Annotated in this window: 11 protein-coding genes; 1 reads left to right on the top strand and 10 read right to left on the bottom strand. The window is 60.1% G+C overall.

Translation table 11 applies throughout. The features are described from left to right. Nucleotides 1–130 precede the first annotated feature (130 nt). Entirely contained in the window at nt 131–664 is a 534-nt protein-coding gene (locus A4A58_RS18080; RefSeq protein WP_244499797.1) for a flavin reductase family protein, read from the top strand. 218 nt (nt 665–882) lie between these two features. Here the strand turns inward: A4A58_RS18080 and A4A58_RS18075 are convergent, their stop codons facing one another. The 10 genes from A4A58_RS18075 to A4A58_RS18030 all read right to left on the bottom strand — a co-directional run bounded on the left by A4A58_RS18075 (nt 883) and on the right by A4A58_RS18030 (nt 13,029). Beyond that, the gene (locus tag A4A58_RS18075; RefSeq protein WP_068734605.1) at nt 883–2,160 is read right to left on the bottom strand and encodes a flavin-containing monooxygenase; all 1,278 of its coding nucleotides are present in this window, start codon (nt 2,158–2,160) and stop codon (nt 883–885) included. 165 nt (nt 2,161–2,325) lie between these two features. Further along, the gene (locus tag A4A58_RS18070; protein ID WP_068734603.1) at nt 2,326–3,072 is read right to left on the bottom strand and encodes a class II aldolase and adducin N-terminal domain-containing protein; all 747 of its coding nucleotides are present in this window, start codon (nt 3,070–3,072) and stop codon (nt 2,326–2,328) included. Nucleotides 3,073–3,412: 340 nt separating this feature from the next. Further along, on the bottom strand, nt 3,413–4,366 hold the full coding sequence (locus A4A58_RS18065; RefSeq protein WP_068734601.1) for a LysR family transcriptional regulator: 954 nt from the start codon (nt 4,364–4,366) through the stop codon (nt 3,413–3,415). 137 nt (nt 4,367–4,503) lie between these two features. Beyond that, nucleotides 4,504–6,003: an ABC transporter permease subunit gene (locus A4A58_RS18060; protein ID WP_204378184.1), complete on the bottom strand. Its 1,500-nt coding sequence runs from the start codon at nt 6,001–6,003 to the stop codon at nt 4,504–4,506. 288 nt (nt 6,004–6,291) lie between these two features. Then, complete coding sequence (locus A4A58_RS18055) at nt 6,292–7,626, bottom strand: LLM class flavin-dependent oxidoreductase (protein WP_086937078.1); 1,335 nt, start codon at nt 7,624–7,626, stop codon at nt 6,292–6,294. A 56-nt stretch (nt 7,627–7,682) separates the two neighbouring features. Beyond that, nucleotides 7,683–8,747, bottom strand: a complete 1,065-nt coding sequence (locus A4A58_RS18050; RefSeq protein WP_068734598.1) for an ABC transporter substrate-binding protein — start codon at nt 8,745–8,747, stop codon at nt 7,683–7,685. A gap of 54 nt (nt 8,748–8,801) precedes the next feature. Then, a complete protein-coding gene (locus A4A58_RS18045) occupies nt 8,802–9,884 on the bottom strand; it encodes an ABC transporter ATP-binding protein (protein WP_068734597.1) in 1,083 nt (360 codons plus the stop codon). Between the two features lie 802 nt (nt 9,885–10,686). Continuing rightward, nucleotides 10,687–11,250 (bottom strand): S-(hydroxymethyl)glutathione synthase, encoded by a 564-nt coding sequence (gene gfa / locus A4A58_RS18040; protein WP_068734596.1) that lies wholly within the window; start codon nt 11,248–11,250, stop codon nt 10,687–10,689. Nucleotides 11,251–11,326: 76 nt separating this feature from the next. Next, nucleotides 11,327–12,436 (bottom strand): S-(hydroxymethyl)glutathione dehydrogenase/class III alcohol dehydrogenase, encoded by a 1,110-nt coding sequence (locus A4A58_RS18035; RefSeq protein ID WP_068734594.1) that lies wholly within the window; start codon nt 12,434–12,436, stop codon nt 11,327–11,329. Between the two features lie 101 nt (nt 12,437–12,537). Then, nucleotides 12,538–13,029, bottom strand: coding sequence for a c-type cytochrome, methanol metabolism-related (locus A4A58_RS18030; protein WP_068735332.1), 492 nt, complete (start codon nt 13,027–13,029; stop codon nt 12,538–12,540). Between the last annotated feature and the right edge of the window lie 38 nt (nt 13,030–13,067).

Below are 13,067 nucleotides of genomic sequence, written 5' to 3'. Positions count from 1 at the left end.
TCGCAGTCATGGGTTGGGCAAAGCTGGAGAGCAAGATACGCATCCGCGGATCGGCGGCGAGCCCGCTCAAGGGTGCTCGTGAAGGGATACCGCTCGCTCCGAGCGGTCAGCTCCTTAGAGGTCCATGACCATGGCACTGCGCGATCAGTTCTTGGCCGGCATGAGCACTGCGGCCTGCACTGTCAGTATCGTAACGACGGATGGCACAGCTGGCCGCCAGGGCGCGACGGTATCGGCAATGTCGTCCGTCTCGGCCGACACGCCGCAGCCGACCTTGCTCGTCTGCATCAACGAGACCAGTGCGACCGCCCAGGCGATCAAGGTGAATGGCGTGTTCTGCGTCAACCTGCTGCGGGACGATCAATCCGGCATTTCGGACTGTTTTGCGAAGCGATGGACCACCGGAGACGGCGACAAATTCTCGTGCGCGACATGGGTTCCCGACGTCAATGGCTCTCCCCGTGTCGTCGATGGACTGGTCGCCTTCAGCTGCACCCTGTCCTCGTGGAAGAAGATCGGTACCCACTACGTTTTCTTCGGCGAAGTCCAGGACGTTGCGCTCGCCACAGAAGGATCGCCTCTGATCTACGCGAACCGCGCCTATCGGTCTGCCGTGCCCATCGCCCCGCGATCGGCCCCGGCATCCGGTTGCAACGCAAGCTGACGTTGGTCGTCAGCGCGTAAGACAAATGCGTGCCGTGACCGGACTACTCGCTAATCGATCATGTCGAGAAGCGCGCGTGGACGGCGCCCGGCTCCTCGCCTATTCCGGAATCACTGCCGTACCGACGATCTCCATGAGCCATTCTGGCCCCGCCAGGGCCTGAACCGCGAGCCCTGTCGACACTGGGACGAACCTGCTCCGGAACCTGCCAGTACGGACTAGCTTGCATGCCTGACCGCGCGTCGCGCCGACGTATCGTAATCGGTGTAGCGCCGCTGTGTGGAGATGCGGTCCGCCAGATGCTTCGCATCATGCCAGACGCCCCAGATGAATGCAGACCCCCGGCGCGACTGCCAGGGAAGTCCCAGAAAATAGATCCCGGGTTCGGAAGACACGCCGCGCTGGTGCCTCGGCTTGCCCATCGTGTCGAATGCATCGACTTTCAGCCAGCTATAGTCGGTGGCAAAACCCGTGGCCCAGACAATCGATGTGATGCCGGTTGCTGCAAGATCCAGTTCGCGCACCGGATCGGTCACACAGTTGGGATCGGGCCTGACGATGCGCGCGTCCGGTTCAGGCGGCAAGTCAAGCCCGAACCGCGCGATATAGGCATCGGCCTCGTCCAGCAAGCTTCTGTAGGATGCATCGCCCAGGGCGATGTTGTCGGCGAGGTCGTTCGCGAACAGCACCTTGCCCTGATCATACGTTACCGTCGAACCGACGAGATGCATGCCTTCGGCCGCCAGTCGCCGGAAATCGACGGTTTGGCCGCCACGCGCGCCGCTCACCGCAATCGTGACGTGCTCGGTGCCCGGCTGCTTCGTTTCCAGGTCCCATTTTCCGAGCACGCCGAGCCACCAGCAGAAGTCGCGGCCGCGATAGGCCCGCGGCGGACGTTCGTGCGGCCCGACCGACAGATGGACGCGCCTGCCCGCACGCAGCAATTCGTCGGCAATCTGGCCGCCGGACGAGCCTGCGCCAACGACCAGGACGGCGCCTTCCGGCAACTGGCCGGGATTGCGATAGTCGTTGGAATGCAGCTGGATGATTCCTGCGCGTTGCGGAACGATCTGCGGAATGACGGGCACCTGAAACGGCCCGGTCGCCGCGACCACGTTCATCGCTTCGAAATTGCCCGCGGAGGTCCTGACCATGAACCCCGGCTGACCGGCCATTCGTTCGACCGATGTCACATCGACGCCGCAGCGTACTGGCGCAGCGATCATTTCGGCATAGGACACGAAATAATCCGCGACGCTTTCCTTGCCGGGAAACGAGTCGGGATGCGCACCGGGAAATTCCATCCCCGGAAAGCGATCGTGCCATGCGGGGCCGTTGGCTACCAGCGAATCCCATCTGGCGGTCCGCCAGCGGTCGGCAATCCGATGTCGTTCGAGCACCAAATGCGGCACGCCCGCCATGCCCAGATGTTCGCTCATGGCGAGACCAGCCTGGCCTCCGCCCACCACAATCGTGTCTACGCGCTCGATCGACATCCCTGTATCCACTTCTGACCGTCCGAAACGCTCCACGGCCGGATCATCCCCGCATCGATGTTGAAGCAACGCACCAGCACGCGAACATTATCATTTGGCTTCCCAGTGCTTAGGCTCGGCCGATGTGAAAGATCCGCGCGCCGATCGACGCATGACGACGAACACTCAATGCGCGTAGGACGGGTCTTCCGCATCGAGCAGCTTTTTCATTTCGGCGAAGTGCGCTTCGGAAAAATCGGTGAGACCTTCCCAGTCGTGCGCGGTGCGTTCGGCGATATCGTCGGGCAGCACGTTCAATGGCTGACCGGTGGCATAGGCCTGCACCAGGGTCTGGCACGCACGCTCGATGGTGTACATGTCGTCAAACGCCTCGCCGACCGTTCTCGCAGCAATCATCACGCCATGATTTCCCATCATCAGGCGCGAGCGGTTGCCTAGCAGCTTTGCCAGACGCGCGCCCTCCTGTTCGCTGTCGGCCATTCCGGAATATGCGGCATCCAAAGCGACACGATTGAAATAGCGCGCCGTGTTCTGGTCAATCGGTTTGATGTCAGGATTGGCCAGAGTGGCAATGGTCGTGACGAAGGGCGGATGCAGATGCAGCACGACGCGCGCCTGCGGAAGCAGGCTGTGCATCTGGCTGTGGATCGACCACGCGGTCGGATCTACGGATGCCTGACCTCCGAACGAGCCATCTGCATCGAGATCGAACAACACGAGATCGCTGGCCTTGATCCGCGAGAAGTGTCGCCACTTCGGATTCATCAGGAATTTGCGACCATCGCTCGACACCGCCGCGCTGAAATGATTGGCGACGGCCTCGTGCATGCCCAGCCTTGCAAACAGGCGGAAGGCAGCCGCGAGGTCAATTCTCAGCTGGCGTTCGTTGGAATCATTCGGTTCGGTGGTCAATGACTGTCTCCGATTTGCGAAACATATGCTGCGCACCGCCGCGGGCTGCGACGATCGTCTGTCGAGGCTCTGGCTTCGACGCGCCAAAGTTGATCGACGCTGTGAAGACGCGACCCAACGGCACGCACCGAAGACCGGACGTTCGTCGTCACATCTGAATGATGCGGTTCGAACGCTGCTCGGCGGATACGCTGGACTTGTGATTGAGCTTACTGAACCTGCCGGTTTCGGCCTAATTCGCTTTCGCGAAGGGCGCCTTCCACTTTTCCGAGGCATGCCTGCATAGTCGGCAGCATTGATCCTGAACCAGGCAGGGTCGGCGCAAACCGGCGCGCCCTGCTCACTTCTTTCCGGATACCGGATGATCGACGCCGGGGGCCACCATACCGGGTATGTAGTCCTCGGAAATCAGCGCCTGGCAATGCGCCTGAAACGTTTCGATCAGGCGCGACTTGGTCAGTTGCGCCAGTGTCGCGACGCCGATCACCATCGGGCGGTATTCACCGACGAGCTTCACCCGAACGACCTTCCTGCCGTCGAGCGCCGTATCGGACCTCGGCCTCACATTGGCCAGCGTATAGCCATAGCCATTCGCAACCATCGTGCGAATGACATCCTGATATGCTGAACGTCCGCCGATGCGCGGCTCGAACCCCTCGCCCATGAATAAAGCGAGGAAATATTCGCGGCTTAGCGGGAGATCCAGCAGCAGCAACGGCTCGTCGATGAGCTCGGCAAGCGATACGGCCGATCTGGCTGCAAATCTGTGGTTTTCGCTGACCACGACATGCACTGGCAGCTGGGCCAGCGGCGTGAATGCGATCCCCGATGGCAACTGCAGGTCGTAAGTGATGACGACATCGATCTCGGCACAGCGCAGCCCTTCGAGAAGTTGCTCCTGGTTGAGCTCGATATGCCTGATCTGGGTATCCGGAAATGCGGTGGTGAACGAATGCGCCAGTTCCGGCATGACCATCGGCGCCAGTGTCACCAGACAGCCAACCGTGATCTGGCCACGAACCTGCCCGTCGACATCGGAGGCGACCGAATAGAGTTGCTCGGCCTGATTGAGCACGTTCTTCGCTTCCCGGAGCAGACTCCGCCCGGCCGGCGTCAGCGACAGACCGAGCGCGTGATGCCGGACGAACAGTTGGACGCCCAGCTCTTTCTCAAGGTGTGAGATGGCGGTCGAGATCGACGGCTGCGATATGCTGATGCGTTCGGACGCCAGCGTAATGCTGCCCGTCTCCCCGGCAGCCACGAAATACTCCAGCTGTCTCAACGTAAAACGCATTGCGGACCCGCGATCTTGCCGTCGGCGTTACGGGCCGCCATGTCGATGCGAGTGTTTTCCAAGCAAGCCCGGACGCTCGCATCCGGGCTTCCGCGATCCGATGCTCGCTTTTTATACACCTGTCCCGATGGGCGCGGTCAAGCCGGCTTTCGCCAATAGCTGATGACCTCCATCAGCAGGAACAGCACCGTCACAACGCCCAGCACGACAACTGACGCAGCTGCCAAGGTCGGGGTGATCTGGAGGAAGATGTCGCTCCAAAGCTGTTTGGGGAGCGTCGTGATCAGACCACCGCCAATGAAGAGCGCGATCGTCAACTCCTCGAAGGAGATGAGGAATGCCGTGATCAGCCCCCCAACGATGCCACCGCTGATCAGTGGCAGAGTGATCCTGAAAAATGCTTTGTGAGGTGAGGCCCCGAGCGTGAGCGCCGCGTCATCCAGCCGCCAGTCATGCCCACGCAGGGTCGACAGGACGATGATGAAGACGACGGGCGTCGCGATCACGCTGTGGCCGAGCACGAGGCCGACATCCGTCGCGATCAGCGACATCTGCGCGAACAGGTAGAACAGGCCTATCGAGATGACGAGATGCGGCACGATCATCGGCGACATGAAGAAGATAAAGATGGCGCCCGCCAGTCTGCTTCCCGAGCGGACAACCGCAAAGGCAACGGTCCCCGCCACCACGATCGTCAGCGCCGCGCAAGCCACGCCGATTCCGAACGACCGGGCGGTGGCAGCCATCCAGATCGGCGACGCGAAATAAGTGTCGAACCAGCGAAGACTAAAGCCAGGCGGCGGAAAGGCAAGGAAGCTCCCGCTCGTAAACGCCATCGGGATGATCGCAATCACGGGGACGAGCAGGATGGCGATCACGAGCACACTGTACAATCCCAGCAGGCGGGATCCCGGCAGTCCACGAAACGTATTACGATAGCTGCGCGCCACCGGGTCGAAGATGTCGCCGATGCGGCCGGCGAGCCAGAGGCCAAAGCGACGGACAGGGCTGTCCGGCTGCGATTGCCCACTGCCGCCCGCCATGCCCGAAAGACCGAATACGCGGTCAAACAGCACCACTGCGATGATCGCTCCGGCGAGCAGGATCACACCGAACGCGCTCCCTTGCTGAAGATTCTGCAATTCGTTAATCTGCTCGATGATCAGCTGCCCCACCATCGTCTCGCGCGGGCTGCCGAGCAGCGACGGGGTGATGAAAAAGCCGAGCGACGTGATGAAAATCATCAGGCCGGCGGTCGCTACACCGCGCATCGAAAGCGGAAGAAAGATCTGCCAGAATGCCTGCGTCGGACTCGCGCCCAGCGTCGTCGCAGCCGAGAGCAGCGATTTGTTGACTTGGTTCAGCGTCGGCATCATTGCGATAACGCAAAGCGGCACCAGCGTGTGTACGATGCCGAACAGCACGACCGTCTTGTTGAACAGCAGCCGATCGCCGGCTCCGCCCATCGACATGATGAGCTGCGCAAAACTGCTGTTCCGGCCGAACAAGACGAGCCACGCAAAGTTCTTGACCAGAGCGCTGGTCCAGAATGGCAGCAGGATCAGCATCATCATCAATCGCTGGCGCCTCGCCGAATGCCGGCTTAGCCAGTAGGCCAACGGATAGCTGATCAGCACGCAAAGCGCCGTCACCTGGATGGCGACGGTGAACGTGGTCGTCATCACGCGGCTGTAGGACGGCGATGTGAAGACCGCCAGCAGCGCCTTCAACGAGAAGCCGCTGTCGCCTCCCCATATGGCCGACACGAGTATGTGCAGCGTTGGCCACAGGAAGAAGATCAGCAGGAATGCCACGCCTGGCAAGGCGAGCCAAATAGGTCCGAAACGAAAGCTCGGCTTCCCCTTCACCGGAAGGACTGCTGAAGATAGGTCTAACGACGTCACGTCCCCCCCGATCGCTGTCTGCTACAGCGAATTCTTGTTGGCGACGGGATAGAGCCCGAGATTCTCTCTCAGAGTCTTCCCCTTGTAAGCCGTCTTGTAGATGCCGCGCTCCTGAAGGACCGGCACGACCTCATCAATGAACTCCTTCAGCGAGCCCGGAACAACTGCAGGCGACAGCATGAAGCCATCGCAGCAGCGCTGCTCGATCCAGCTCTCCATGAAGTCAGCTACTTCGTTGGCCGTGGCGCACATGGCCTTCGATCCCCTGGTATATTTATTGGCCATCTCGCGCAGCGTGAGCTTCTGGCCGCGGATCATGTCCGCGATCTGATTGAAATAGGCCTGGTGCAGATTGGACGAGGCCGGAATGCGATCGACGGGCACCGGCTCGTCCAGCGGCAGATCGAGCAGATTGACCTCCAGATCGTTGCTGAGCGCCATGACCTTCACTTCGACCGGAACCAGCGACTGCAGATATTCAAATTTTTCCTTCGCTTCTTCGCGGGTCCGGCCAATCACCGTGCTCAATCCGGACAGAATGAAGAGCTGCGATTCATCTCGGCCGAATTTCGGCATCCGGCCCTTGAGATCGCTGTAGAACGCCTTGGCAGCCTCAGGCTCGGCGCCTGTCCCGAATACGATTTCGGCGGTCTGCGCGGCGAGCTCCTTGCCGCTCTCCGATGCGCCAGCCTGGATGATCACAGGATGCCCCTGCGGCGGTCGCGCGATATTGAGGCCGCCATGCACCGTGAAATATGCGCCCTTGTGATCGACGGTGTGAAACTTCTTGGGATCGAAATAGATCGCCTTCTCCTTGTCGAAGACAAACGCATCCTGATCCCAGGTGTCCCAATAGGACTTCACGAGTTCGAGGCATTCGCGCGCTTTAGCATAGCGCTCGCCATGCGGCGGTAACCGGTCGAGGCCGAAATTGCGGGCCGCATAGTCATTGGCCGACGTCACCACGTTCCAGGCGGCGCGTCCGCCTGTGATGTGATCGAGCGACGCGAACTGCCGAGCGATATTGTAGGGTTCGAAGAAGCTGGTCGAGACCGTCGCCCCGAGGCCGATCCGTGACGTCGCGCCGGCCAGCGCTGCAAGCAGTGTCACTGGCTCCATCACGTTCTGGAACAGCGGCGATCGTGTCCAGATGTCGAGATTGTCGGTGCGCGCCGCAGGTGTATCGGCGATAAAAAAGAGGTCGAGCAAACCACGCTCGCAGAGTTGCGCGACCTTCTTGTAGTATTCGACATCATTGACGCGATCGGCCTCGGCGTCTGGATGCCGCCAGGCGCCCTTGTAGATCCCATGCGGATGGACAAGCGCCGATAGAACGATCTGCTTTTTTGATGTCATCGTCAGTACCAGTTCGAATTCACACTAGCGAGGTTGGACGTTGCGGCGAGCTCGGCTCAGGTGAGCAGCCATTCGTCCATGCGCTTCTTGACCATCTGCCTATTGGATTGCGACCACCAGCGCGGATCCAGGGGCACGAGACCGGCGAAGTTCGCCGGATTGGTCGCAAGAATCTTCGCGCGCTCCGGCGCGATCGAGTCGAACGCCTTTTTGTTGGTCGGGCCATTCGCCACCAGATTCGAATAGGCGGCTTGCCGGTCCGGACGCATGCAGAAGCGGATGAATTCCTTGGCCAGCGACTGTTTGGGGCCATTGATCGGCATGGCCCAGCCATCCACCGAATACAGTCCCTGCCAGACGGGTGTGAGCTTCGCGCCGCCCTGGATCGCACTATACACGCGCGCCGACCAGGTATCGGCCATGTCGACCTCCCCGCTCTGCAGTATCTGGGTATTATGCGCGCCGCTGGTCCACCAGACCGACACGTTCTTCTTAATCTTCTCGAGCGACCTGAACGCGCGATCGACGTCGATCGGGTAGAGCTTGTCAGGCGCGACGCCATCTGCCAGCAACGCCATTTCCAGCGAGCCCCAGCCCGCGCGATAGAAGCCACGCCGGCCGACGAATTTTTCGGAGTTGAAGAAATCGGGCCAGCTCTTCGGACCGTTGTCGCCGAACTTCTCGGTATTGTAGGCCATGAGAATGCCGAACACGGAGAAGCCGAGCCAGTTCTCGGTCAGCATGCCTGGGACCATGTCTCCGGTTTCGTCCTTCAGATCAAGCGGTGCGATATAGTTCTTTCCCTCCTGAAGGCGGAAGATGTAATCCGGGATCATCATGCAGGCGTCCCAGAGATAGGTCTTCGTATCGACCATCAGCTTGAACTGCGTGACGGGATCCGGGTCATGCGCGACATTGACGACCTGAACGCCGGTTTCCTTCTTGAACGGCTCACAGAAGGCCACACGAATCGCGTCGCCGGCCGCGCCTCCGACATCCGCGACGGTGAGAGACTCGGCCGCAAATCCTGACTTTGTCAGGATTGACGGCATCGCCAGCGCGCTACCTCCGAGGACGGTGGCCTTAATGAGCGTGCGTCGGTTCAACGTGGTGCGCTTCATGAGGTGTTCCTTGATGATCGACTCGGATGAAAAGATGGGCGGCGTCCTGGTAGGCTAGCTCTCGAGGATGCGAATATGCTGGGAATCCCACACTAACGAGACGCGCTCGCCCAACCGACCGCGCTGTGCCCCGCCGGGAACACGGACCGTGAAGACCGAGCCATGCGGCAGCTCGACCATCATGCGCGTCTCGGAGCCGGCATAAATCTGCTCGATGATCGTGCCGTCCAGAAGGCCCGTCCCGCTGTCACCGATGCGGACATATTCGGGCCGGATCGCAACGCTGCAGGCTCGACCGGGAGTCGCATTCTTGGGCGTGCCTCCGATATCGATCAGCCCGTCGCTGATGTCCGACCGGATCTGCGTCGCATTTACCATTTCGCCACTGATGACATTCGACGTCCCGATGAATGTCGCCGCGAAAATACTCTTCGGCTTGTCATACAGTTCGAGCGGCGTTCCGAGCTGCTCGATCGCGCCATCATTCATCAGACAGATGCGATCGGACAGCGCGAGCGCCTCCTCCTGATCGTGAGTCACGAAAACGATCGTCGAGCCAGTCTCCCGATGGATCCGCTTGATCTCGACTTGCATGGCCTCGCGGAGCTTGCGGTCGAGCGCCGAGAGCGATTCATCCATCAAGATCAGCGACGGCTTATAGACAAGGCATCGAGCCAGCGCGACGCGCTGCTGCTGGCCGCCTGACAATTCGTGCGGAAAGCGCTTGCCGAACTTTTCAAGCCCGACCATGTCGAGCGCACCGGCAACCTGCGTTGCGGACGCCCGGTCCGATTGCCCGCGCATCTGCAGCGGAAATGCGATGTTCTCCTGCACCGTCAGATGCGGGAAGAGCGAGTAGTTCTGAAACACGACGCCGATATCGCGCTTATAGGGCTCTAGATCGGTCTGATCGCGGCCGTCGATGATCAGCCGACCGCTGCTCGGCTTAACAAGGCCCGAGATGAGCTGCAGTAGCGTCGTCTTGCCGGAGCCCGACGGTCCAAGAAGTGTGAGCAGTTCGCCGGTGAAGATTTTAAGTTCGATCGGATTCAGCGCTGCCGTGGCATCGTAAAATTTGCAGATACCCTGAGCATGCAGCTTTACTGCATCGCTCGCAGAGGATGATGTCGATGCCATCGGGACCAGGCTTCCATGCACTAAGTCAAACCTCTTCTCTGCCGCTCTGAACGAAAGCTAGCCGTGCCTCATCTTCGGGTAAATTAGGAAAAACCGCCGCTGTTCTTTGGATTTGCCGAAACGCGTTTTTTTGCTCAATTAGGAAGCCGAAGCGTTCGACAAATGCTCACTCTTTGAGCCTGAAGCTCATATACCGGCGACCTTGTTGGACAATCGTGGCGTCAATTTAATCGCGAGGTAGGGACCTTGCTGTCGCTCAATCCTGACATTCTGCAGGCCAGTTGGCAGAGTTGGTGAGGGATGACCTTCGTTACAGCCGAACCGTCGCAAGATGTCCTCGCACGACAACAATAAGCCGTGGGCCGTCGAACAGATCCTGACGGGATTGTACGAGCGGCTCAGTGCATGGGTACCTCCCATGAGGTCGCTGCCTTTCCGAAGAGGTTCCTGCGAACCGCCTCCGTACCCGCGGTCGCTTCGGCTGAGACGAAGTGGCCAACGCGATCTCGCCAATTGCGACCTCGAAGGCGGGTTCTGCAGCGTGTCACGTGGCATGATCGGTGGGACGTCCGCACACTGTGCCCAGTGAAAGCGAAGGGGCGAGCCCTTACGGGCTATCCTTCTTCGTGCAGTCAATGCTGTGAGTATTGTCGCACAAAGCAGCGGGCCGATCGCAGCGAGGCCGAAGCGCGATTATACGGGGTGACCCACCAAGTCGAAGCCCCATGCCGGAGCAAATCTACTAATAGCAACGCCGGTGGCGACATGTCGCCACCGGCGGATGCTCATATGCCGTGTTGACTCAGGCCGCTTTGGCCGTTGCCACGTGATTGGCGAGGACATCCATCAGCGCAGGCGAAAGGCAATCATAAGGCTCGAGTCCCAGTTCCTTGAGGCGCGACCGTATGGCGGTCATGTCGCTCGGCTTCACGCCGGATTCAATCACCGACGAGACGAAGGCGGCAAAGCCCGGTGCGGCCGAGCCGGATTCTTCGAACAATTCGGGATGAATGAAGTCGAGGCCATAGAACGCATGTCCCTTGTTCTCGATGCGGCCGAACATGTGGGTGCCGCATCCGGTGCAAGCATGGCGCTGAATGGTTGCGGCCTGATCGACGATGCGCAGCTTGTCGCCGTTTTGCAGTACGGTGACGTTTTCGCGCGGAACCACCGCGACGACAGAGAACGTCGCGCCGCTCGGCTTCCAGCACTTGGTGCAGCCGCAGGCGTGATTATGAGCGACGTCGCCCTTGACGCCGACCTTGACCGGTTTGTCGCTGCATTTGCAGACCAGCGTTCCGCCGGCAAAATGGCCTGAACCTTGTTTGATACCGCCGTCAACGGACGGGTGGATATGAACAGTCATCAGTCTATCCTCCTGGTATGATGCGTCACTTGTGTGAAGCATTGTTGCATTGGCACTCTGGTGTTGCAGCTTGCATTCAGAACACGACGACCGATCGGATCGATTTTCCTTCGTGCATCAGATCGAATCCCCTGTTGATCTCTTCCAGCTTGAGCACATGCGTAATCATCGGATCGATCTCGATCTTTCCGTTCATGTACCAGTCGACGATCTTGGGCACGTCGGTACGACCGCGCGCGCCGCCGAAGGCTGTGCCTTTCCAGACGCGACCTGTGACGAGCTGAAATGGCCGGGTCGCGATCTCTTTTCCGGACTCCGCGACGCCAATGACAACGGAGACACCCCAGCCGCGGTGGCAGGCTTCGAGCGCCTGACGCATAACCGTAGTATTGCCGGTGCAGTCGAAGGTGTAATCGGCGCCGCCATCGGTCAGCCCCACCAGATGCTGAACAATGTCGCCATCGACCTTCTTCGGATTGACGAAATGGGTCATGCCGAAGCGGCGGCCCCATTCTTCCTTGTCGTCATTGATGTCGACGCCGACGATCTTGTCGGCTCCGACCATCCGTGCGCCCTGAATGACGTTGAGGCCGATGCCGCCGAGGCCGAATACGACGACATTGGAGCCCGGCGTGACCTTCGCCGTATTGACCACGGCGCCGACACCCGTGGTGACGCCGCAGCCGATATAGCAGCTCTTGTCAAACGGCGCATCGTCGCGGATCTTCGCCACCGCGATCTCCGGCAGCACCGTGAAGTTCGAAAAAGTCGAGCAGCCCATGTAGTGGTAGATCGGCTTGCCCTGATAGCTGAAGCGCGAGGTCCCGTCCGGCATCACGCCCTTGCCTTGGGTGGCGCGGATCGCCGTGCAGAGATTGGTCTTCTGGCTCAGGCAGCTTTTGCATTGCCGGCATTCCGGCGTGTAGAGCGGGATGACATGATCGCCCGGCTTGACTGAAGTGACACCGGGACCGACCTCCCGCACGATGCCGGCCCCTTCATGGCCGAGGATGGAAGGAAATATGCCTTCGCTGTCGAAACCATCGAGCGTATAGGCATCGGTGTGGCAAATGCCGGTCGCCTTGATCTCGACCAGAACTTCGCCGGCCTTCGGCCCCTCGAGATCAACGTCGACGATCTCAAGCGGCTTCTTTGCTTCGAAGGCGACTGCGGCGCGGGTCTTCATTCTCAACTCCCTCGGTCATTTGATCTTGCGTCATCTGGCCCTGTGTCGTCCGAGCCTGCGTCATCCGGGATTGCAGGTCAGCGGCTCGCTCGTGATCCGCATCAGTTCGGTTTCCCCATGCAGGCGCTCTCGGCTTCGGTATAGGCTGCGGGCTTTTCCTCGCGCTTGCCCGGGCGGACGCGGCCGACTGCATCATTGGCGCGCGCTCGCAGATAGACGTAGAGATCGTCCATGTAGCAGGCGACATTGGTATTATCGCCAAAGGCCGGCATGACGCTTTCCTGCGACGTGCTGACATTCTTGCGACCGCTGGCGACAACGCCGAGGAAGTCGCCATAGCTCATCGTTTTCAGCGAGTCCTTCAGCGCCGGCGCGTAGGTCGATCCCATCCCATCGGGGCCATGACAAACGTGACATTCCGAGTGATAGCGCCGGTAACCCGAATATGTGTACCAGTCGATGGTGCCATCGGCGGCAACGTTGAAGGTCGGATTGCCCTCCTTGTCCAGATACTTGCCGTCTTCGGATTTGACGGCTTTCGGATCGCCGGCACTCTCGGCGAAGCTTGTATTCCCAGAGGCCACGACAACGATCGTGGCAATGACAGACCAGATGTGACGCAATAGCTTGT

Origin of the sequence: Tardiphaga robiniae (assembly GCF_001618955.1) — a bacterium.
In the GTDB taxonomy this organism is placed as follows: domain Bacteria; phylum Pseudomonadota; class Alphaproteobacteria; order Rhizobiales; family Xanthobacteraceae; genus Tardiphaga; species Tardiphaga robiniae_A.
Note: the sequence above shows the minus strand (reverse complement) of the source record. Positions and strands in the feature narration are given on the sequence as shown.

What these genes read in the sequence shown, in the direction of transcription:
- A4A58_RS18080 (WP_244499797.1), top strand. Translation starts at nt 131, where the DNA reads ATGGCACTGCGCGATCAGTTCTTGGCCGGCATGAGCACTGCGGCCTGC.
- A4A58_RS18075 (WP_068734605.1), bottom strand. Translation starts at nt 2,160, where the DNA reads ATGTCGATCGAGCGCGTAGACACGATTGTGGTGGGCGGAGGCCAGGCT.
- A4A58_RS18065 (WP_068734601.1), bottom strand. Translation starts at nt 4,366, where the DNA reads ATGCGTTTTACGTTGAGACAGCTGGAGTATTTCGTGGCTGCCGGGGAG.
- A4A58_RS18055 (WP_086937078.1), bottom strand. Translation starts at nt 7,626, where the DNA reads ATGACATCAAAAAAGCAGATCGTTCTATCGGCGCTTGTCCATCCGCAT.
- A4A58_RS18050 (WP_068734598.1), bottom strand. Translation starts at nt 8,747, where the DNA reads ATGAAGCGCACCACGTTGAACCGACGCACGCTCATTAAGGCCACCGTC.
- A4A58_RS18045 (WP_068734597.1), bottom strand. Translation starts at nt 9,884, where the DNA reads ATGGCATCGACATCATCCTCTGCGAGCGATGCAGTAAAGCTGCATGCT.
- gfa (WP_068734596.1), bottom strand. Translation starts at nt 11,250, where the DNA reads ATGACTGTTCATATCCACCCGTCCGTTGACGGCGGTATCAAACAAGGT.
- A4A58_RS18035 (WP_068734594.1), bottom strand. Translation starts at nt 12,436, where the DNA reads ATGAAGACCCGCGCCGCAGTCGCCTTCGAAGCAAAGAAGCCGCTTGAG.